The 20,227-nt window shown below is 60.3% G+C and carries 24 protein-coding genes; 10 read left to right on the forward strand and 14 right to left on the reverse strand.

From position 1 onward, the window contains the following. Positions 1-13: 13 nt before the first annotated feature. The 3 genes from DevBK_RS02105 to DevBK_RS02115 are packed head-to-tail and all read right to left on the reverse strand — an operon-like array spanning position 14 to position 2,546. A complete protein-coding gene (locus tag DevBK_RS02105; RefSeq protein ID WP_317184310.1) occupies positions 14-1,189 on the reverse strand; it encodes an AAA family ATPase in 1,176 nt (391 codons plus the stop codon). Between the two features lies 1 nt (position 1,190). After that, the gene (gene hemF, locus DevBK_RS02110) at positions 1,191-2,063 is read right to left on the reverse strand and encodes an oxygen-dependent coproporphyrinogen oxidase (protein ID WP_317184311.1); all 873 of its coding nucleotides are present in this window, start codon (positions 2,061-2,063) and stop codon (positions 1,191-1,193) included. Between the two features lie 18 nt (positions 2,064-2,081). Next, on the reverse strand, positions 2,082-2,546 hold the full coding sequence (locus tag DevBK_RS02115; RefSeq protein WP_317185576.1) for a tRNA (cytidine(34)-2'-O)-methyltransferase: 465 nt from the start codon (positions 2,544-2,546) through the stop codon (positions 2,082-2,084). A gap of 208 nt (positions 2,547-2,754) precedes the next feature. Here DevBK_RS02115 and petA point away from each other — a divergent pair, with 208 nt between their 5' ends. From petA to DevBK_RS02140, 5 genes are all read left to right on the forward strand, one after another. Continuing rightward, on the forward strand, positions 2,755-3,306 hold the full coding sequence (petA, locus tag DevBK_RS02120) for a ubiquinol-cytochrome c reductase iron-sulfur subunit (RefSeq protein ID WP_082461317.1): 552 nt from the start codon (positions 2,755-2,757) through the stop codon (positions 3,304-3,306). A 14-nt stretch (positions 3,307-3,320) separates the two neighbouring features. Beyond that, positions 3,321-4,574 (forward strand): cytochrome b, encoded by a 1,254-nt coding sequence (locus DevBK_RS02125; RefSeq protein WP_061910474.1) that lies wholly within the window; start codon positions 3,321-3,323, stop codon positions 4,572-4,574. A gap of 14 nt (positions 4,575-4,588) precedes the next feature. Beyond that, a complete protein-coding gene (locus DevBK_RS02130) occupies positions 4,589-5,461 on the forward strand; it encodes a cytochrome c1 (protein WP_317184312.1) in 873 nt (290 codons plus the stop codon). Positions 5,462-5,616: 155 nt separating this feature from the next. Next, positions 5,617-5,811, forward strand: coding sequence for a hypothetical protein (locus tag DevBK_RS02135; protein ID WP_156352221.1), 195 nt, complete (start codon positions 5,617-5,619; stop codon positions 5,809-5,811). 26 nt (positions 5,812-5,837) lie between these two features. Continuing rightward, a complete protein-coding gene (locus tag DevBK_RS02140) occupies positions 5,838-6,371 on the forward strand; it encodes an adenine phosphoribosyltransferase (RefSeq protein ID WP_317184313.1) in 534 nt (177 codons plus the stop codon). A gap of 54 nt (positions 6,372-6,425) precedes the next feature. Here DevBK_RS02140 and DevBK_RS02145 read toward each other — a convergent pair whose 3' ends face one another. From DevBK_RS02145 to DevBK_RS02195, 11 genes are all read right to left on the reverse strand, one after another. After that, positions 6,426-6,824, reverse strand: a complete 399-nt coding sequence (locus tag DevBK_RS02145; RefSeq protein ID WP_317184314.1) for a GFA family protein — start codon at positions 6,822-6,824, stop codon at positions 6,426-6,428. Positions 6,825-6,889: 65 nt separating this feature from the next. Continuing rightward, complete coding sequence (locus DevBK_RS02150; RefSeq protein ID WP_317184315.1) at positions 6,890-7,291, reverse strand: VOC family protein; 402 nt, start codon at positions 7,289-7,291, stop codon at positions 6,890-6,892. 136 nt (positions 7,292-7,427) lie between these two features. Further along, positions 7,428-7,598, reverse strand: coding sequence for a hypothetical protein (locus DevBK_RS02155; RefSeq protein WP_317184316.1), 171 nt, complete (start codon positions 7,596-7,598; stop codon positions 7,428-7,430). A gap of 341 nt (positions 7,599-7,939) precedes the next feature. Next, positions 7,940-8,959, reverse strand: a complete 1,020-nt coding sequence (locus tag DevBK_RS02160) for a TerC family protein (RefSeq protein WP_317184317.1) — start codon at positions 8,957-8,959, stop codon at positions 7,940-7,942. A 153-nt stretch (positions 8,960-9,112) separates the two neighbouring features. Then, a complete protein-coding gene (locus tag DevBK_RS02165; RefSeq protein WP_317184318.1) occupies positions 9,113-9,979 on the reverse strand; it encodes a hypothetical protein in 867 nt (288 codons plus the stop codon). Positions 9,980-10,108: 129 nt separating this feature from the next. Next, positions 10,109-10,453 carry a hypothetical protein gene (locus tag DevBK_RS02170; protein ID WP_317184319.1) on the reverse strand — a complete coding sequence of 115 codons (345 nt, stop codon included), beginning with the start codon at positions 10,451-10,453 and terminating at the stop codon, positions 10,109-10,111. Positions 10,454-10,484: 31 nt separating this feature from the next. Next, on the reverse strand, positions 10,485-11,042 hold the full coding sequence (locus DevBK_RS02175) for a MaoC family dehydratase (protein WP_317184320.1): 558 nt from the start codon (positions 11,040-11,042) through the stop codon (positions 10,485-10,487). Further along, positions 11,039-11,512, reverse strand: a complete 474-nt coding sequence (locus DevBK_RS02180; protein ID WP_317184321.1) for a MaoC family dehydratase — start codon at positions 11,510-11,512, stop codon at positions 11,039-11,041. The genes DevBK_RS02175 and DevBK_RS02180 overlap by 4 nt, the downstream gene beginning before the upstream one ends. A gap of 71 nt (positions 11,513-11,583) precedes the next feature. After that, positions 11,584-13,881: a putative bifunctional diguanylate cyclase/phosphodiesterase gene (locus DevBK_RS02185; RefSeq protein ID WP_317184322.1), complete on the reverse strand. Its 2,298-nt coding sequence runs from the start codon at positions 13,879-13,881 to the stop codon at positions 11,584-11,586. Between the two features lie 50 nt (positions 13,882-13,931). Continuing rightward, the gene (locus DevBK_RS02190) at positions 13,932-14,408 is read right to left on the reverse strand and encodes a molybdopterin-dependent oxidoreductase (protein ID WP_061910496.1); all 477 of its coding nucleotides are present in this window, start codon (positions 14,406-14,408) and stop codon (positions 13,932-13,934) included. Positions 14,409-14,546: 138 nt separating this feature from the next. Next, entirely contained in the window at positions 14,547-15,428 is an 882-nt protein-coding gene (locus DevBK_RS02195; RefSeq protein ID WP_317184323.1) for an AraC family transcriptional regulator, read from the reverse strand. A gap of 90 nt (positions 15,429-15,518) precedes the next feature. On the opposite strand from DevBK_RS02195, the gene DevBK_RS02200 reads away from it, so the two are divergent. From DevBK_RS02200 to DevBK_RS02220, 5 genes are all read left to right on the forward strand, one after another. Further along, the gene (locus DevBK_RS02200) at positions 15,519-16,973 is read left to right on the forward strand and encodes an alpha-glucosidase/alpha-galactosidase (protein ID WP_062631612.1); all 1,455 of its coding nucleotides are present in this window, start codon (positions 15,519-15,521) and stop codon (positions 16,971-16,973) included. A 150-nt stretch (positions 16,974-17,123) separates the two neighbouring features. Further along, a complete protein-coding gene (locus DevBK_RS02205; protein ID WP_317184324.1) occupies positions 17,124-17,396 on the forward strand; it encodes a CopG family ribbon-helix-helix protein in 273 nt (90 codons plus the stop codon). Further along, positions 17,384-17,680 carry a type II toxin-antitoxin system RelE/ParE family toxin gene (locus tag DevBK_RS02210; RefSeq protein ID WP_082461320.1) on the forward strand — a complete coding sequence of 99 codons (297 nt, stop codon included), beginning with the start codon at positions 17,384-17,386 and terminating at the stop codon, positions 17,678-17,680. Before DevBK_RS02205 ends, DevBK_RS02210 begins: the two co-directional genes overlap by 13 nt. Positions 17,681-17,802: 122 nt before the next feature. Continuing rightward, positions 17,803-19,344 carry a tryptophan halogenase family protein gene (locus DevBK_RS02215; RefSeq protein WP_317184325.1) on the forward strand — a complete coding sequence of 514 codons (1,542 nt, stop codon included), beginning with the start codon at positions 17,803-17,805 and terminating at the stop codon, positions 19,342-19,344. After that, positions 19,341-19,919, forward strand: coding sequence for a LysE family translocator (locus DevBK_RS02220; protein WP_317184326.1), 579 nt, complete (start codon positions 19,341-19,343; stop codon positions 19,917-19,919). Before DevBK_RS02215 ends, DevBK_RS02220 begins: the two co-directional genes overlap by 4 nt. Positions 19,920-20,227: the final 308 nt, after the last annotated feature.

Genomic DNA, 20,227 nt, shown 5'->3' on the forward strand with positions numbered 1-20,227 from the left:
TGCAGCGGTGCACCTAGTCGTCGGTGAACTCGCCGAGGATGTTGAGGCCTTCGATCCAGGTGCCGTCGTCGTTGCGGATGACTTCGCGGCTGAGGACGCCGCTTTCCTGCGCGATGGATTCCGCCAGGTCGCGGTCATGCGTCACCACCCAAATCTGGCTGCGCTCGGCGGCCTTGACGATCATGCGCGCAAGGATCGGCAGCAAAGACGGGTGGAGGCTGGTTTCGGGTTCATTGAGGGCGATGAGGGGCGGGAGGCGATAGGACAGCAAGGCGCCGGCGAGCGCGAGAAACTGCAGCGTGCCGTCGGAGAGTTCGTGGGGCAGAAACACCCGCTTGGGCATTTCGGGATAGCGGAGGCCGAAGGTCGCGTGCTCGCCGACTGGGGGGACTTCGAGCGCGACGCCGGGGAAGGCATCGGCGATGGCGCGGTCGAGGTCGGTGGTGTCCTGGCGGATGTGGCGGAGGGTGGCGAAGACGGCGCCGAGATTGCTGCCGTCCGGGGCGAGGGTCGGGGAGGTCACGGCGCGGGCGGGGCGGCGCAGTGCCGAATCGGGGTCGGTGCGGAAGCCGTGAAAGAAGCGCCAGCCGAGGATGGCGTCGCGCAGCCGGGCGATTTCAGGACGTCCGCCCAGGCGGGAGAGGGCAGGTTCGCTGGGCAGCAAGTCTTCATCGGCGACTTCCCGGCGTCCATCGGCGTCGCGCGCCCAGGCGATGTTGCCCTTGCGCTCCATCAGCATGACCGGCTTGCCGCGATGGCGCATGTTTGCGCGTTCGGATTTAACCTGCGCTTCATTGGGGAAGGCGGCGACGCTTTCGGAGGGAGCGAAGCCGACTTCGAGCCGGTAGTTCAAGCCGTCCGGGAAGCCATCGAGTTCGCTGAATTCCGCTTCCAGCGCGAGACGCTGGGGTTCGCCGGAGCGATAGCCATCGGTGCGGTATTTGGGGTCGAAGCTGCCGTCTTCCGTGAGGTTTTTGCCGCCGGCCCAGAAGACCGAGGAGAGGCCGCCTTCGCGGGCCAGTTCATCGGCCAGCGTGCCTTTGGCGGCGCTCTGCAGCAATTCGAGCGAGCGGTAGAGATTTGTTTTCCCGACCCCATTGCCGCCGACGAGGACGGTCAACTGGCGCAGGGGGAAACGGATGCGGCGCACCGATCGATAACCGATGATCTCCAGCGCCGCGAGGGTCATGTCAGGGCCACTTCACCGCGGGCGGCATGGAGGAGAGAATCGAATTCACATTGCCGCCGGTCTTGAGGCCAAAGGTCGTGCCGCGATCGTAGAGCAGGTTGAACTCGACATAGCGGCCGCGGCGCACCAATTGTTCGTCGCGATCGGCTTCATTCCAGGGCGTTTCGAAGTTGCGGCGGACGAGCTCTGGGTAAATGGTACGGAACGCTTCGCCGACGGAGCGCGTGAAGGCGAAGTCGGCGTCCCAATCGCCGGAGTTGAACTGGTCATAGAAGATGCCGCCGACGCCACGGTGTTCCTTGCGGTGGGGCAGGTAGAAATATTCGTCGCACCACGCTTTGAAGCGGTCGTAATCCGCGCCTGGAGCGGCCTCACAGGCTGCGCGCATGGCGGCGTGAAAGTCGATCGTGTCGGGATCGTCCTGCGTCCGCCGACGGTCGAGCACGGGAGTCAGGTCGGCTCCGCCGCCCCACCACTGCTTTCCAGTGACGATCATGCGCGTGTTCATGTGCACCGCCGGAACGTGGGGGTTCCAGGGGTGGATGATCAGCGAAATGCCGGAGCTCCAGAAGCCGGTGCCGGCTTCGGTGCCGGGCATTTGCTTGGCGAAATCCTCGGAGAAATTGCCGTGCACTGTGGAGATATGGACGCCGGCCTTTTCGAAGACGCGACCATGAAGCATCGACATTTCGCCGCCGCCACCAGCCGCGCGATCCCAAGGCGTACGTTCAAAGCGCCCAGGTGCCATTTCAGCGTTGGGGCCACTAACCGCGCTTTCGAGATCTTCGAGCGACTGGCAGATCTGGTCGCGAAGACTCCGGAACCAGGCGGAGGCTGCGGTTTTCTTGGTTTTTATATCGGCAGGAAGGGTCATGGCGGGGGAAATGGACCTTTAACTCAGCTCTGTAAAGCGGCCAATCTGTCTCATGGCCTCCCCTATGATCATGCTTCCCGCTAGGGCGACATTGATCGAGCGCAAGCCGGGACGCATGGGAATGCGGACGCGGAGGTCGGCGCGCTCGGCAACAGAATCAGGGACGCCGGCACTTTCGCGCCCGAGAAGGAGAATGTCGGTGTGCTGATAGGCCGCGTCGTAGGCAGACTGACTGGCTTTGGTGGTCAGAAGCACCAATCTGCGGCCCTCGGCGGCGCGCCACTCTTCGAACTGGGAGAAGCTGTCGTGCTCGCGCATGCTGGCGTGCTCGATATAATCGAGGCCCGCACGGGCAAGGCCCTTTGGCGTGATCGGAAAGCCCGCCGGGTGGATAATATGGACGGTGATGCCCATGCAGGCGCCCAGCCGGATGAGCGTACCCGTATTTTGAGGGATATCAGGCTGATAGAGCGCGAGATCGATGGGCAAGGGCATCATTCCCGGTCGTTGCCGGGTCCAGTGAGCATGTCTGGCGCAGAGATATAGTTGCGCGAAGGCAAACTGTCATCGGGCGCACACTGGACAAGGCCAGCCGAGAGTGCAAAAAGAACCGCAACTGACGGACCGCTTGAGGGCGGCCGGCTATCGATTCTGCTTATGTAGTCGTAGGCTGGTGCCGGCTCCGTCATTTATGCATTCGTACGGGGAAACGGACTTGTCCACGCAAGCAGAACACTCATCCACAAACCGGCGGGATTTTCTTTATATCGCCACCGGCGCAGTCGGCGCCGTCGGTGCTGCCGCGGTGGTATGGCCGCTGATCAATCAGCTCAATCCCGACGCATCGACGCTGGCGCTGGCCAGCATTCAGTACAATATCGCGCCGATCGAAGAGGGCCAGTCGGTCACGATCACATGGCGCGGCCTGCCGGTTTTCGTGCGTCACCGTACGCCCAAGGAAATCGAAGAGGCCAAAGCCGTTCCGATGGCCGACCTCAAGGATCCGGAAACCGATGAGGCCCGCACCAAGCCGGGCCACGAACAGTGGCTGATCATGATCGCCAACTGCACGCATCTGGGCTGTATCCCTGTGGGTCAGTCCGGTGATTTCGATGGCTGGTTCTGCCCATGCCATGGTTCGCACTACGACTCTGCCGGCCGTATCCGTCGCGGTCCCGCGCCCAAGAATCTGGTCGTGCCGCCATATGAATTCCTCAGCGATACGCTGGTCCAGATCGGTTAGTGGGGGCATTTCCGATGTCAGAACATTCGACTTACGTTCCGGGAACTGCCGTTGAGAAGTGGCTGGACGACCGCCTGCCGGTGGTGCGTTTCGCCAAAGAACATCTCATGGACTTCCCGACGCCGAAGAACCTCAACTACTGGTGGACGTTCGGCGCCATTCTCGTGATGTGCCTTGGCGTGCAAATCGTCACCGGCATCATCCTTGCCATGCATTATGTGCCAAATGTGGCGCTGGCCTTCGACTCGGTCGAGCATATCCGTCGCGACATCAGCGGCGGCCGCGTCATCCAGGCCACCCACGCCGTTGGCGCTTCGATGTTCTTCGTCGCGCTTTACATCCATATGTTCCGCGGTCTTTTCTACGGCTCCTACAAGGCGCCGCGCGAAATCCTTTGGATCCTCGGCGTCGTGATCTTCCTTCTCACCACCGCGACCGCGTTCATGGGCTACATCCTGCCCTGGGGCCAGATGTCGTTCTGGGGTGCGACGGTTATCTCGAACATCTTCTCGGCTATTCCGCTCGTCGGCGACAGCATCAAGCAGCTCGTTCTCGGCGGGTTTGCCGTGGGTAACCCGACGCTGAACCGCTTCTTCTCGCTGCACTATCTGCTGCCGTTCATCATCGCAGCCGTCGTCGCACTCCACATCTGGGCGCTGCACGTTCCGGGCAACAACAACCCGATCGGCGTCGACGTCAAGGATAGCCGCGATACCGTTCCTTTCCATCCGTACTACACGATGAAGGATCTGTTCGGGATGGTGCTGTTCATGATCCCGTTCGCATGGTTCGTTTTCTTCGCGCCCGATATCCTCGGCCACCCCGACAACTACATCATGGCCAACAGCCAGGTGACGCCGTCCCACATCGTTCCGGAATGGTATCTCTTGCCGTTCTACACGATCCTCCGCGCCATCGACTTCAACATCCTCTTCATCGACTCCAAGCTTGGCGGCGTGATCGCCATGGGTGGTGCGATGGCCTGCCTTCTCGTCGTGCCGTGGCTCGACACCTCGAAGGTGCGCTCGGGTGTGTTCCGTCCGATGTTCCGTTGGTTCTACGGTCTCTTCGTGATCAACTTCATCGCGCTGATGTATCTCGGTGCGCAAGAAGCCGCGGAGCCCTATACCACGCTCGCCAAGGTCTGCACCGCCTTCTATTTCCTCTATTTCCTGGTCATTCTGCCGGTGCTCTCGCGGATCGAGACGCCAAAGCCGCTGCCAACCAGCATTTCCGAGAGCGTTCTCGGAAACAAGGCACACGCGTGATCGGGGCCGGTAACATGAACATGCATAAGCTCATCATTGCCGCTGCCGCGCTTGTCGCCGGTCTTGCCATGGCTCCTGTTGCCCAGGCAGCAGAAGCCGGCCCGCACCCGGAACGTCAGGCCTGGTCGTTTGGCGGTATCTTCGGCACCTATGACACCAATCAGCTCCAGCGCGGCTTCCAGGTTTTCCGGGAAGTCTGCTCGAGCTGCCACAGTGCGCATCTCCTCGCTTTCCGCAACCTGATGGATGAGGGCGGCCCGGAATTTTCCGAAGCTCAGGTTCGTGCCTTGGCGCTCGAATATGAAGTGAACGACGCGACGGCCGATGGCGGTCGCCGCCCGGCCGTTCCGGCCGACCGTTGGCCTTCGCCTTTCGCCAGCGATCAGGAAGCCCGCGACGCAAACGGTGGCGCTCTGCCGCCAGACTTCTCGGTGCTTGCCAAGGCCCGTGGCGTCAAGGATCCGTTCCCGACCTGGATCTTCAACTACTTCACCGCGTACCAGGAAGGCGGCCCGGATTACATCCACGCGCTGCTCAATGGCTACCACGAGGAAGTGCCGGAAGATGCGCCGCACAGCAGCGACGGCACGCCGTTCCAGCTGCCTGAAGGCAAGCATTACAACGACTACTTCCCCGGCCACGCTATCGGCATGGCTCCGCCGCTCGCCGATGGTGCTGTCGACTATGCCGAAGCCGAGAATGGCACTGCCGTTCCCGAGACGCTCGAGCAGTACTCGACCGACGTTGCCGCTTTCATGATGTGGGTTGCGGAACCGCACCTCGTGTCGCGCAAGCAGACGGGCTTTGCGGTGCTGATCTTCCTCGTGCTGTTTGCCGGCCTGATGTATGGCACAAAGCGCAAGATCTGGGCTGGTATCGAGCACTAAGTTCGACGCCATGATTAGCGATCAAGGGCTCCTCCGGGAGCCCTTTCTTTTTGAGGCGATGGCGCGGCTTTTTCTCTCACATCGACGCAAGGGTCTTGTCATTCCCGCCGTCAGCCGCAATATGGAACCGTACCGGTTCTTTGGAGGAGGTTGCCTTGTCCGCCATTCGCCTGGCTGTCACCGTCGTGTCCGCCGCCATGACCATCAGCCGCCATCCCGTTGTTCGCGCCGGCATCCACGCAGTGGCGAATAATCCGAAGGCGCGCGATGCTGCGATCAGCGCGACGCGCTCGGCAGCATACAATGCCGGCGTCATTGCCCGCCATATTGCCGGCCGCCGCACCCCCTGAGCCCATTCTCTCTTTGAAGGCCTTCCATGTCGATCGACCTCAAGTCGCTCGTCCGGACTATTCCGGACTATCCCAAGCCGGGTATCCTGTTCCGTGACATCACGACGCTGATCGAGCATCCGGAAGGCTTTAAGGAAAGCGTCGAGCAAATCGCGGCGGCCCATCGCGGCATGGGATTCACTCATGTTGCCGGTATCGAAGCCCGCGGCTTCATTTTCGGGGCAGGGGTGGCTATCGCCCTTGGCGTCGGCTTTGTGCCCGTGCGCAAGCGCGGCAAGCTGCCGGGCACAACCATCGGCCAGAACTATGCGCTCGAATATGGTGTCGACACGATCGAGATCCATGCCGACGTGCTTCATGCCGGCCATAAGGTGCTTATAGTCGACGACCTGATCGCGACGGGCGGGACCGCAATTGCTGCCGTCAGCCTCATCCGTCGAACCGGCGCGACCTGCGACAAAGCTGCCTTCGTCATCGATCTGCCGGCACTGGGCGGCGCGGCGAAACTGCAGGCCGAGAAGGTCGCGGTTAGCTCGCTGATGGCTTTTGACGGGCACTAAAGCGAATTAGACTAAGCAAAATGATCCCCGCGAAAGCGGGGATTTTTGTTTGGCCTACCAGTTGCTGCGGCCATCCATTTTTTCGACACTGACCTTGGACCAATCAAGCTCATCGACCGTGTTGAGATTGATGGCATAGGTGCGGCGTTCGGGGACGACGCCGGGTTCGCCCTTGGGAGTGCCGTCGGCATTATATGCCGAAGCCCAATCGGGGGAACTACCCCAGGTCTGAATGCCGCAATGGCTGCAGAAGTGGTGCTGGTTCATGCCGCCACTGGCCGAATAGGTCGTGTCGCCCTTGAGTTGATCGAAACCGAGTTCGCCCTCCTCGAAATAGGCCCATACCGCACCGGTTCGCTGGCAGAAGCTGCAATTGCAGGTCTTCGCCTCGGTCGGCGTGCGGGGCAGGGTGATGCGGGTGGCGCCACAATGGCAAGACGCGGTCAGCGACATGATGGATCTCCTCTAGGGTGAGGAGACCTTAGGCACGGACGCTGACAGCCTCTGTCAGTACCGTCCTAGGCTGCAGCCGCCTGCAGAACGACACGTGGGTCGACGAGACAGAACTGGTTGCCTTCGGGATCGCGCATGACCGTATAGGTCGGGAGGACGCGATCGACCGTCGCGCCGGCTTCCTTGAGGCGGTCGACTTCGGCGCCGCGATCAGTAACTTCAATATCGAGATGGACGCGATTGTTGTCGAAGACGCGGCCATCGACATTCTGGAAGCAGATTGACGGACCGGGGCCATCAATCATGACAGTCGTGTCAGTCTCGGGCGTCAGGCCAAGGGCGGCGAGGCGCGCAATTTCGTCTTCGTCATAGGCACGAACGTCATAGCCATCGAGAATTTTAGCCCAGAACTGAGCCAGAACGGCGGGCTTGTCGCAATCGAAGACGATCTCGTGGATCACACCCATTTGCGTTTATCCTTTGTCGTTGTCTCTCTCGGGTTAGACAGCAAATGCGGCAAGTTTAGAGCGCGGGTGTTGTGCCCTGCTGCTGAACGGTTGTGGCTGTAGTGGAGCCCGGCGCTGAGGCGCCGGGCTCGATTGATTAGTGGTGCTTATCGGTGTGCAGCAATTGTCCAAGCGAGGGCAGGCCGCTTGGCGGCGTCTGCATGCTGGTCTTGCTGCTTGGGCGCTGTGGCGGCTGTTGTTGGCCATGCCGTGGCACATTGCGGGTGTGGTTGATCGGCTGCGGGCGCTGGAATTGGTTTTTAGGCATGAGTGATCCTGTCCGCCTCGGCGAAAGCCAAAGGCAGTTGAAGACGTGCAAAGCGTGCAGAAGACCACACGCAAGTGAACTGAAGTGACGACGCCGTCAGCGCGGAAAGTTGGGGTTAGGGGAAGAGCAAAGCCGTCCAAAAATCATCCGTCGCAACACGCGCAAACATGACCGGCGGGACCTCGATGCGAGGGCGCCAAGAGCGGTCAGTAGCGTCCGGTGTGCGGGTTCAGATGTTCATTTCTGGACGGGGCCTCCTGGGCAGTTGCGGAACGTAGCCTACAAAAAGAAAACGGCCCGGGTCAACCGGGCCGTCCTGATTTGATTGTCGACGCTTTAGATCAGGGCTCGAGCTGACCCTGGGTGGGGTCTTCCTGGGCGCTGACATTAGGCTCGTTGCGGGTCTTCCACAGCGAGAACAGGATGCCTCCGGCCAGAATCGCGATGGTGACCGTGAGCGAGAGCAGCGTGTCGATATGGATGTGGAACGGCACGAGCGAGATCTTGATACCCACCAGCACGAGGATGATGGCGAGCGATGTCTGCAGGTAACGGAAGCGGTTCATCGCGGCCGCAAGGGCGAAGTAGAGCGAACGCAGGCCAAGGATGGCGAAGATGTTCGAGGTGTAGACGATGAACGTGTCCTGGGTGACTGCAAACACGGCCGGGACCGAGTCTACGGCGAAGATGAGATCAACGACTTCGACCATGATCAGTGCCACGGCGAGCGGCGTCAGGAAGGTGACGATCTTGCCGGTCTTGGGATCAGGCTCCTTGACCGTGAAATTTCGGCCATGCAGCTTCTTGGTGACGCGGAAGCGCTTGGAGATAAACTGGTAGACCTTGTTCTCTTCCAGGTTCGGCTCTTCGTCCTGATGCTTGAACATGCGGATGCCGGTGAACACCAGGAAGGCGCCGAAGCCGAGCAGAATCCAGCTGAACTGATTGACGAGAGCGGCACCGACACCGATGAGCACGGCGCGGAAGAGAATGACGCCCAGAATGCCCCAGAACAGCACCCGGTGCTGATAAAGACGGGGGATGCCGAGGAAGCCGAAGATCGTGGCGATGACGAACATGTTGTCCATCGCCAGGCTCTGTTCGAGCAGGTAGCCGGTGTAGAATTCGAGGCCCGCGGTCGCGCCGCGCTGCCACCATACCCAGCCGCCGAAGGCGAGGGCAATTGCAACGTAAAAGCCGTAGAGCAGCAGGCTCTCCTTGGCTTCGATCTCGTGCTCGTCCTTGTGCAGGATGCCGAGGTCGAAAACAAGCAGAGCGATCACGATCGTAATGAACGCGATCCAGAAATAAATTGGTGTGCCGAGGAATTCGCCCGTCAGGGCGGCAAGAAGCGAATCCATTTCGCCGGACCTTCTCCATGTGAAAGTTGGAGCAGCTCCGACATCGTCATGGGGACCATGACCAGAGGGGCCCGGCGCTGCCCCTCTAAAATGCTCAAACCGTAGAAAAGTTCAAGCCCCCTTGTGAGGGAGCCCGGAAATGCGCGGAACGCCTTACTTTCCGGGCATGGGCGGCGGATTGCCGCTCGGCGGTGCACCCGCGGGCCTGCCGCCAGATGTGCTTCTGGACGCGGTGCGGTCGATTGGAATCGTCACCGTTCCAGCGAGCGGACCGGTCGGGCTACCGGTGACCGCGAGAGTCTGCTGGGCGACTTCCGCTTCGGAATTATCCCTGAATACCATATCTGTCGCGATGGTGATGCGACCGAGGTTGCTGGTGCCGTTGCTGTAGCGGCTGTCGGCTGCATAGACGTCAGCCGAGATGTCGTGCGGCAAGGCGATTTGGGCGGTGAGAAGAGAAGCATCGCCGGAAACGGCTTTCTCCGCATTTTCAAAGACTTCGAAGTGGATATGGGGCCAGCGCCCGTCATAGCAACCGGGGAAGATCGTCGTAAATCGCACCTTGCCTTCGGCATCGGAAATGCCCACGCCGCGAAGATAGTTGGCATCGGGTGTGTCGTAGAGCGAATAGAGGCCGGTAGTATCGCAGTGCCAGATGTAGATGGCGTGATTGGCGAGCGGCGTGCAGCCGTCGGCATTGACCAAGGTCAGCTCAAGATCGAGCTGGACGCCTTCAGCAACGGGCGTCAACGTGCCGAACGATGGGCGGAGATCAGTGCGGATGACGCCTTCTTGCGTCAGGGCATTGACCACCTGGCCGCTGCGGACATTGGAGCCATCGGCGGGGTAGGGCCCCGCCGTTTCCCATGGCAGGGCGATGCATTCCAAAGCGGAGGCGGGAAGACCGGTGAGCGCGACGGCACCAACGCCACCAAAAAGGGCCAGTAGGCTTCGGCGGCTGACAAGGCGCGGAAGATCGTGCCGGAAGCCGAGATCGTGGTCGTCGTGGTCATGGAGCATCTTCGGGATCCTGTCCGTGGGGCCATTGATACTGTCAAGGGCTATGCCTTGATCTGCAAATCAACTACCCGCCAGCGCCTGACAGGATGGCTACCGGCAGATGAAATCTTGGCAAGGAACAGCTGGCGCTCAGCGCGGCGTGCAGAGCATCACAATGGCGTCGGCTGTTTCGAGCTGGACCGCAACGCCGCTGACCGGGTCATTGACAGTGCGGGCTGTCTGGATGCCGGCATTGCCGCGGAGATTGCCATCATTGAGACCAGCGCCGTCTTCGTAGGGCGTCAGTGTCCCGGTTCCGGAATTGGGGTCGCCAGCGGTGCGTGAAGCCCAACCGTAGACGCTGCCATAAATGGTCAGGATGCCGACGCGATTGGTCGATGCGTCGCGGCAACTCCAATTGCCTTGGTAGATCTGCGCCATCGATGGCACGGACAGGGCGGGAAACAGCAATAGGGCAAGGGCGAATCGGCGCATGCGGTGAGAGTGCCGATGGCCCAAGCTATATTCAAGTGCTGCGCCGCAATCTGGGTCCGATGACGGGCAAGCTGGTGAGTGCCAGCAACACTTTCAGCTTCATGGGCATGCGGTAATCCCGGAGCTTCGAAAATCCAACGATTTCAGCGCGATAAACTATCTCGTCGCGCTGGTTCCGGGCGGTCAACCGGTTGAAGAGAAGGCCCCAACCCGGAAGCGAATTGGATGGTCTCTTGTCGGTCACGATCAATTCATAAGTGACGGTGTCGCCGGGGCGTACGGGCACTTTGAATTCCATGGAATTGACGCCGGGCGACGGGCCTGAAACCCCGGGCTCCTGACCCAGTCCGCGCAACCGTTCGGCCTCGTCAAACAGAGCATCGACCATCTTGCGGTGGCCGACGCTGACAGTGTGCCAGCCGCTCGCGACGAGACCGCCGAAGTGGCTATGGCGTGCCTGGTCTGGATCAACGTGGAAATATTGAGGGTCGTAGAGTTTGGCGAAGCGGATGATTTCCTCTTCGCTAAAGGTGTGGCTGCCGAGCGGAAACATTTCGTCGATGACGATATCTTCGAACCAACGCGTCATGCGAGGGCCTCGCGGCATTCCACCAGATTGGCCAAGCGCATGGTCATCACCGGCTTGTCCTTCTGATTGCGGATATCGAAATCGAGCGTGACGATGCCCCATTGCGGATGGCTGGTGGAGCGGCGCAATTCGGCAATGGTGACTTTGCCGCCGATGGTGTCCCCAACCATGAAGGGGTTCTTCCATTTGAGATTTTCAAATCCCAGTCCGCCGGCCGAGGCAACGTTGCCCAGAAAACTATCCACCAGCATGCGAAGGCTGAGGGCACCCGTCTGCCAGCCGCTTGAGGCCAAACCACCGAGGAGACTTGCCTTGGCGGCCTTTTCATCGATGTGGAAGGGCAGGGGATCGAACTCGTGGGCGAAATCGAAAATCATCTGCTTGGTCACGGTCACATGGCCAAGGGTGATGATCTCGCCAACGGTCAGGTCTTCAAAATGCCGCCGGTCGCGCGTGACAGGATTGGTCATCGTCTTTCCCTATACGTCAACCGCCTTTTCGCATGACGCTGGCGTCTGGGCAAGGGTGCAGCAGTCGCGGTTCAGGCGTCTGCCTTGACGCGCATATCCTCGGTCAGAAGTCTGCGGAACTCGGCTTCCGGCATGGGTTTGCCGAAATAATAACCCTGCGCTTCGGTGCAGCCTGCGGCGGTGATGGTTTCGAGTTGGGCGAGTGTTTCGACGCCTTCGGCCGTGGTGCGCATACGAAGATTGCGTCCGAGGGTCGCAATCGACTGAACGATCGAGAGGCTATCGGGGCGATTTTCGAGATCGCGCACGAAGCTCTGATCGATCTTGAGTTTGTCGAAGGGGAAGCGCTGCAGATAGCTCAGGGAGGAATAGCCTGTGCCGAAATCGTCGAGCGCAATGGTGAGGCCGAGGGCGCGAAGCTGGTGCAGCGCTTCAAGATTGACGGCATTGTTTTGGAGCAGGACGGACTCGGTGATTTCGAGTTCGAGGCGCCGCGCATCGAGCTCGCTGGTGGCAAGGACAGCTTTGACGATGTCGATGAGGCCAGGGCGCCGGAACTGGACCGGCGAGAGATTGACCGAAACGCGAACATGCTCAGGCCAGTTCAGCGCGTCCTGGCAGGCCTGATGGAGCGCCCATTCGCCAAGGACTTCGATGGCGCCGGTTTCCTCGGCGAGCGGGATGAACTGAGCGGGCGAGATCATGCCATGGTCGGGATGGCGCCAGCGCATTAGGGCTTCGCCGGCAACGATGCGGCCGGTGTCGAGCCTGATCAGCGGCTGATAATAGAGCTGGAACTGGCCAAGCTTGATACTGCGCCGCAGATCGGTTTCGAGCTGGCGCCGGTATTGCATGTCCTCATCCATCTTGGACGAGAAGAAGCGATAAGTGCTCTTGCCTTCGCTCTTGGCACTATAGAGCGCGAGATCGGCATTCTTCATCAAATGGTCGGTCTCGACACCGTCCTTGGGCGCTAACGCGATACCGACGCTGGTGCTGATGATGATCTCATTCTGATCGACGTGATATGGCTGGCCGATGCTCGCAATGATCGCATGCGCCAGCGTTTCGGTGCTCTCAGTCGTGTTGTTCTCGCAATAGTGCAGCACGGCGAACTCGTCGCCGCCGAGCCGGGCGACGATGTCGCGCTCTGAGGCCGCGTGGCGCAGGCGTTCAGCCACCTGGCGCAGCAGCACGTCGCCGACCGGGTGACCCAGGGTATCGTTGACTTCCTTGAAGCGGTCGAGATCGAGATAGAGCACAGCGAAGTGCTTCTGGTTCTTGGAGAGGGCGTGCACCGCCTGGGTGATGTTCTCCCAGAACAGCAGGCGGTTTGGCATGCCCGTCAGATTGTCATGGTGCGCCATATGGAAGATGCGGTTTTGTGCGCGATGGCGCTCAGTGACATCCTCAAAGGTGCAGACCCAACCGCCTTCGGAGGTCGGCTCACGGGAGACCACCAGCACCGTGCCATTGGGCAGGTGGTGCGTATGGTCGTTGAGAAGCGCAATGTCGCCGCGGGCAGCGGCGCCAGGCTCATGGACCGCGTCTGTCAGCAGGTCGGAATCGATGAGGTCACGCAGGGCCATTCCAGGCGCGGCTTCCGCCTCCGTCAGGCCGAACAGGCTGAGAAACTGCGGGTTGCAGACGATGATGCGCTCCTGCCCATCGATGAGACAGAGGCCGAGGGACATGGCATCGAGCGCAGCGTCGAAGCGCGCGTTTTGTAGCGCCAGACTGCTCTCGCTTTGCTCAAGTACTTTCTGAGCGCGGCCCAACAAGCCATTGTGGACCAGCAAAAGCGCAATCAGAGCGCAACCGCAAACGAACATGCCCAGAGCAACGTATGCAAGAGCCTGCTGCAGGGTGAAAAGCTCAGCGCGTGCCGCCTCGATGCGATCGATGTTCCAGACGTTGGCGTCGGTCGATAGACGAACCAGCTTGGGATAAACCGGCTCTAGGATGGTGGAGATTTGCGCAGGCGCGTCAGGTGCCGAGATCGTCGTGATCAGCGGCCGCACCGTCTCGATGGCCGTGCTCAGATCGGCAAGGATTTTCGCGGCTCGATCGTCTGTGCGGATCAGTTCCTGAACGGCGACATCGCGCAAAGTCTTGATGCGGTTAACGACGATGTCGAAGCGGAGCTTCACCTCGGCTTCGGTGATTGCAGGGTCGCCCATGCCATAGGCGCTGACGCGTTGCTGGAGGCGAGCGAATTCGCTTGGCACCTGGGCAATGGTCCAGGTGACATTGTTCAGGCCGACGCTTTCGAGCGCAGCCTGCCGCTGGAAAAATAGCGCGGAAATGTAGATCGCCGAGGCCAGAAAGCCCAGGATCACAACGGTCAGCGCTATGCGAAGGAAGCGCATGGTGAGCGACTTTATCCCATGGTGTAATGTCGCGTCAGACGGCGTTCTGCCTATTCGACGTCGATCTCCTTAACCTGCCAAACCGCGCGCCCATAATAGGGTTGTCCCTGCAATTTGGCATCCGAATCAAATGGATAGATGACGAAGAATGGGCCCTGATCGTCGACAGGCATATAGTCGCCATTGCGTTTAACCGCGAGAATCGTGCCGAAATCTGTGAAATCCGAGGTCGGGATATCGACGCTGTAATCATTGAGCGCAACGACCGTCGCGGTGGTGCCTTCCGCCTTGGCGGCTTCAAGGATTTTCGCGATCGGTACGCCTTCAAAATCGACCACGCCCTCATTCCAGGGGGTCTTCGTTTTGACGGATACGAGACCCATGGCCTCAAGCTCGTTGCGGTCGTAAGTGACTGTGCCTGCTGGGCTAACCACGGTCAGGGTGGGCAGGTCCTGGGCCATTGAGGGCGTGGCTGCGGCCGCGAAAGCGGCAAGTCCGAATGCTGCAAGAAGACGAAATAGAGTCATGTAAGAGTTCCTCTGTCATCCCCAGATTGCAATGGGAGTTCTTAAGACCCGTTAAGGTCCACAACTTCATCACTACAGGCTTAACGGGCGGTGATCCGTGTCTATCGTATTTATGCGCAACTTCCGCCAGGGAGCGGTCTAGAGACTTGCCTGGCGGCCGGCCGCCCTGAATTCCAGCGGTGCAAGACCGCGGCGGCGTCGCAGTACTTTAGCGAGATAATTGCCGTCCGAAAAGCCAGTTGCACCAGCAATTTCGGCGACTGACATTTCGGTCGCGAGGAGGAGGCGCTCGACGCGTTCGAGGCGTTTTTCGAGGACGTAATCGGAGGGTGCGAGACCCACTTCGGCACTGAACATGCGGACGAAATGGGCGCGGCTGAGCTCGGCTATTGCCGCGAGGCGCTCGATGGGGAGAGGGGCCGCAATGTGGGTTTCGATGTGAGAGAGAACGCGCGAAACGCTTGAGGGCAAAGACTTTTCCGCCGGCGGCCTACTACCGAAAACGGTGTCGTGGAGACTGGTCATGGCGGCATAGGCGGCGTTTGACGCGAGGCCGGGTGACGGGTCGGTCATTTCGAGGACGTCGAGACAGGCGGCAGCTAGCCGGTCGACTTGCGCTGTGGCGGGTTCGAGGACTGGGCCGGCGGTTTCGATGATTTCGCGGGCAAGACGCAGGGCTTCGCGGCCATTGAGCAGCAGCCAGAAATATTCCCATTCACCACCGCGCTCCAGCCAATAGCGGTGCGCGTGGGGGATAGTGATTATCATGGTTTTTCCGGGGGTTAGCCGGTGGCGCGTGCCCGCATAATCAAGGCGGCCTTCGCCCAGGGTCGTGTGCTGAAGAACGAGGAAAGGGGCGGTGCCGCGCTTGGTGCCATCCCAGGAATAGACCTCGTTACGGCGCTGCTCGTAACCAGCGCTGACACTCATGCAATGCAGCGGCGCGGCGCTGCGCGGCAGGTTGAGCGAGCGAATATCGTGGCCGTGGTCGAGAAGCTGGGAGAGCACAAAATTACCCATGATGGCACAAGCTTTCTCTACACCAATGGGGGCGCAGCAGCTAGCTATTGGTAACATTACGTTACCGTTGAGCGGTGCACGGGAGGAAATATGTCATTCAAGGTTGCTGTGATCGGCGCTGGGTCGGTCGGCTTCACCAAAACGCTGATTTCGGACTTGCTGAAGGTGCCGGAATTTGTCGGTTGCGAATTTGCGCTGACCGACCTCAATCCTCACAACCTCGATATGGTCAAGCAGATCATCGAGACGATCGTGTCGGTGAACAATCTGCCGGCCAAGGTGACGGCGACCACCGATCGTCGCGAAGCGCTGACTGGCGCGCGCTACATCATGAGCTGCGTGCGCGTCGGCGGACTTGAGGCATTCGCGACCGACATTTCCATTCCGCTGAAATATGGCGTCGACCAGTGCGTGGGCGATACCATCTGTGCCGGCGGCATTTTGTATGGCCAGCGCAACATTCCGGTGATCCTCGACTTCTGCAAGGATATCCGCGAAGTCGCCGAGCCGGGCGCGCTGTTCCTCAACTATGCCAACCCGATGGCGATGAACACCTGGGCGGCCGATCTCTATGGCGGCGTAAATGTGGTGGGCCTCTGCCATGGCGTGCAGCATGGCGCACACCAGATTGCCGAGGTGCTGGGGGTGAGGGATGACGAGCTCGACTATGTCTGCTCCGGCATCAATCACCAGACTTGGTATATCGATATTCGCGCCAAGGGCCGGAAGATCGAGAAGGAAGAGCTGATCGCGGGCTTTGAGAAGCACCCGATCTATTCCAAGACCGAAAAGGTGCGCATCGACGTGCTGAAGCGGTTTGGCGTCTATTCGACCGAGTCGAACGGGCACCTTTCCGAATACCTGCCCTGGTACCGGAAGCGTCCGGACGAGATCAATCGCTGGATCGACATGAGCGACTGGATTCATGGCGAGACGGGCGGATATCTGCGCTATTCGACCGAGCGCCGGAACTGGTTCGAGACCGATTTTCCGATGTTCAAGGAGCAGGCGAACAAGCCGCTGTCCGAACACAAGCGGACCAGCGAACACGCAAGCTACATCATCGAAGCGCTGGAAACCGGGCGGCCCTATCGCGGGCATTTCAACCGCCGCAACAATGGCATCATCACCAACCTGCCCGATGATGCGATCATCGAAAGCCCGGGCTATGTCGACCGCTTCGGGATCAACATGATCGAGGGCATTACCCTGCCGACGGCTTGCGCCGCTACGTGCTCGGTTTCGGTTTCGGTGCAGCGTCTTTCGGTCGAGGCTGCGATGACGGGCAATCTCGATACGCTCAAGCTTGCCGTATTGCACGACCCACTGGTCGGGGCGATCTGCACCCCGGACGAAGTCTGGGCCATGGTCGACGAGATGGTGGTCGCTCAAGCCAAGTGGCTGCCGCAATATGCCGACGCCGTGCCGGCGGCCCAGGAGCGCGTGGCCAAGTCGACGGTCAAGACGCGCGACTGGGAAGGTGCTGCCCGCAAGAAGGTTCGCTCGGTGGAAGAACTCCGCGAAATGAGCGGCGCACACCACTAGCCTCCATCAAGTTTGACGCGACCTCCCAAGCGTCATTTTGGCCCCGGCGAAAGCCGGGGCCATTTTCGTTGAGGGTGTGTACGTATTTTTCAGCGTTTGCTGAAGGCCCTGACGGGTGTATGGTATCGAAAGGTACTACCGGAGGTCGCCATGGCGGTTTCAGTCAAACTTGATGATGAGATGCGGGAGCGCATCCAGTCGCTGGCAGACAGCAAGCAGCGCTCTGCGCACTGGGTCATGCGTGAGGCTATCCGCACCTATGTTGAGAAGGAAGAGGCGCGACTTGGCTTCGATGAAGCGACGCTGGCGTCTTGGAAAGATTATCAGGAGACTGGTCTGCATCTGACAGGCGAAGAGGTTTTTGCGTGGATGGAGACATGGGGTACCGATGAGGAAACGGACGCTCCGCCTTGCCACACCTGAGGCTCACCGACGCGGCCATCGCTGATCTTAGCCGCCTGAGGCGCTTCCTGATTGATAAAAATCCGCGTGCTGCCCAGCGGGCGGTGGCTGCCATTCGCGATCGGCTCATCGCGGTCACTGAGACACCCCAGGCCGGGCGTCCGGTGCCAAATCTGGATCCCTTTCGAGAAATTCTTATCCCGTTTGGCGATGGTGGCTATCTGGCGCGATATCGGTACGACCCTTCGACGGAAACGGTTTATGTCGTCGCAATACGACACCAGCGAGAGATCGGTTCTCCATAAGGCGCCGTGTCCGCTCATCACGGACTTTCTTCCTGCTTTCCAAGAAAACGCTTGGCGTCTTCTTTGTCTGGCTTGCCCGCTTCGCTACCGCCAAATAGCTTCTCCTCGGGGAGAACAAACACATGGCAAAGCCAGCGCATTTCGTGGTTGTGGGCGGGGGGACGGCCGGGTGGATCGCGGCGTTCATCATTCAGGATGAGGCGCGGCGGCGCGGGTTTGATTTCAGGATTTCGGTGGTTGAGAGTTCGCGTATCCCGACGGTTGGGGTTGGGGAGGCGACGACGGCGGCGTTTCGCGTGCTGCTGAAGCACTTTGGGATCGATGAATTCGAATTCTTCCGCAAGACCGATGCGAGCTTCAAGCTCGGGATCAAGCATGAGGATTGGCGGCGGAAAGGCTACACCTATTATGGGCCGATTGATGATCCGCATCAGGTGATCCAGGCGCCGCAGGGAGCGCCTTCGGATTATCTCAATGTCTATGCGGTGGCGGCGGGCAGGGCTGTGCAGGAGATGCACATGTTCCAGCCCTTGCTGGAGGAGAAAAAGGCACCTTATGCGCTGAAGGCGGATGGGTCGCTGATCCCGTTGGGACCGTTTCACCACGCGTATCATTTCGATCAGGCGCTGGTGGGCAAGTTTTTTGCCAGTAAGTCCAAAGGCGTCGAGAAGGTCGATGCGCTGGTGGCCGGGGTCGAGCGGGATGGCGAGAGCGGCGATATAGCTGCGCTGGTGCTCGACGATAATTCGCGGCTTGAGGGCGACTTCTTTATCGATGCGACGGGTTTCCGAAAGCAGATCATCGTCAAGGCGCTGGAGGCGCCGTGGAAGTCTTACGCGCACGAGTTGCCGGTCAATCGGGCGCTGCCGTTCTGGATCGATGTGAAAGAAGGGGAAGAGCTTCCCAATTATACGCGGGCTTGGGCACAGAGTTCGGGCTGGATGTGGCAGATCCCGACGCGGACACGCTTTGGCTGCGGCTATGTTTATTCCGATGAGTTTTCGACGCCGGAACAGGCCAAGGAAGAAGTCGAGCGGGTGCTCGGCCACGAGATCGAGGTGCGGAGCGATATTCGGTTCCAGATCGGGCGGCTGGAGAAAGCGTGGATCGGCAACTGTGTTGCCGTTGGACTAAGCTCGAGTTTTTTGGAGCCGCTGGAATCGACGTCGATCCATGGGACCATCGTGCAGATGATGCTGTTTGCGCAGCGCTATATGGATCAGCCGAGCAAGATCAGCCAAAAGGCGCGGGACGATTATAACGCGCGGGTAGGGCGGCAGGTCGATGATTTCCGGACGTTCGTCAATACGCACTACATGACCGAGCGAGACGATACGCCGTTTTGGCGTGAGGTGCGGGCCAATCGCATCCACCCCGAGACTAAGGAGCGGCTGGCGCGCTGGCAAAAGCAGATGCCGCGGCATGGGGATTTTCCGAACTATCTTGGTGGCCTGCCGCATATCGAGACGCAGCTGCATTATCCGGTGCTGAATGGGCTGGGGCTCCTGGACCAGAACTTGGCGCGCAGGGAGATGGCGGCTGATCCAAAGCTCAGGCGCTTTGCGCAGCAGACATTTGATGGCCTTGTGAGGGAATATCGGGCGGCCGCGAACCAGGCGCTGGGACATCGGGAATTTTTGGATATCGTGCAGGGCATGGCGTGAGCGATTGGATGGGGTTTGTCCTACCGGTGCTGGGATTGCTGGCCGTGCCGGGGCCGACAAATACGCTGATGGCGGCAAGCGGGGCGCAACGAGGCGTGCGGCAATCGCTGCATTTGCTGGTTGGGGAGCTCGGGGGTTACGCGATTGCGATCACGGTTTGGATCGAGGTTGTGGGAGCGGTGGCGGCGCGAGAGCCGATGGTGGCAGTCGCCGCAAAGCTGGTGGCCGTGGCGTTTCTCTATTGGTCGGCGTGGAAGCTGTGGCGCAATGCAGGGCGGGCGGATTTGGGGCAGTGGGGGATTACGCTGGGGCGGGTTTTTGTGACGACGTTGCTTAACCCCAAGGCGCTGGTTTTTGCTTTTGCGATTTTTCCGGGTGTTGGGTTTGTGGAGAGGCTGCCGTTTGATGTTGTGTTTGCGGCGCTCGTCATTGGTACGGCGATTGGGTGGATGTCGCTGGGGAAATTGGCGCAACGCGGCGCGGCGGGATGGCTGACCTCGGCGCGGGTGGAGCAGATTACTGCGGTCGCGCTCGCGGTGTTCGGGGCGGTGTTGGCGTTCCAGACGCTGAGGTGAGTGGGCGAAGCCGACCTCGCCCTTTTGGGGTGAGGGGGCCTTTGGCGCGCTCGGGCAGAGAGGAAGGCCTCCTCACCCGTCTTGCTGCGCAAGCCGACCTCTCCCCCGAAGGGAGAGGTGAAGCTGTGGCTCGCTCGCATCGTGCCCGTCGCAAGCCACCCTCATCCGGCGCTGCGCGCCACCTTCTCCCCGAGTGGGAGAAGACTAAGAGGTTGCCGTCTATTCCTTTCCCACTCGGGGAGAGGGTGGATCGCGCGCGGCGCGAGACGGGTGTGGCGGCTTCAAATGTGCCGTAAAATGGCGGCGCG

Source organism: Devosia sp. BK (assembly GCF_032907385.1).
Taxonomy (GTDB): Bacteria; Pseudomonadota; Alphaproteobacteria; order Rhizobiales; family Devosiaceae; genus Devosia.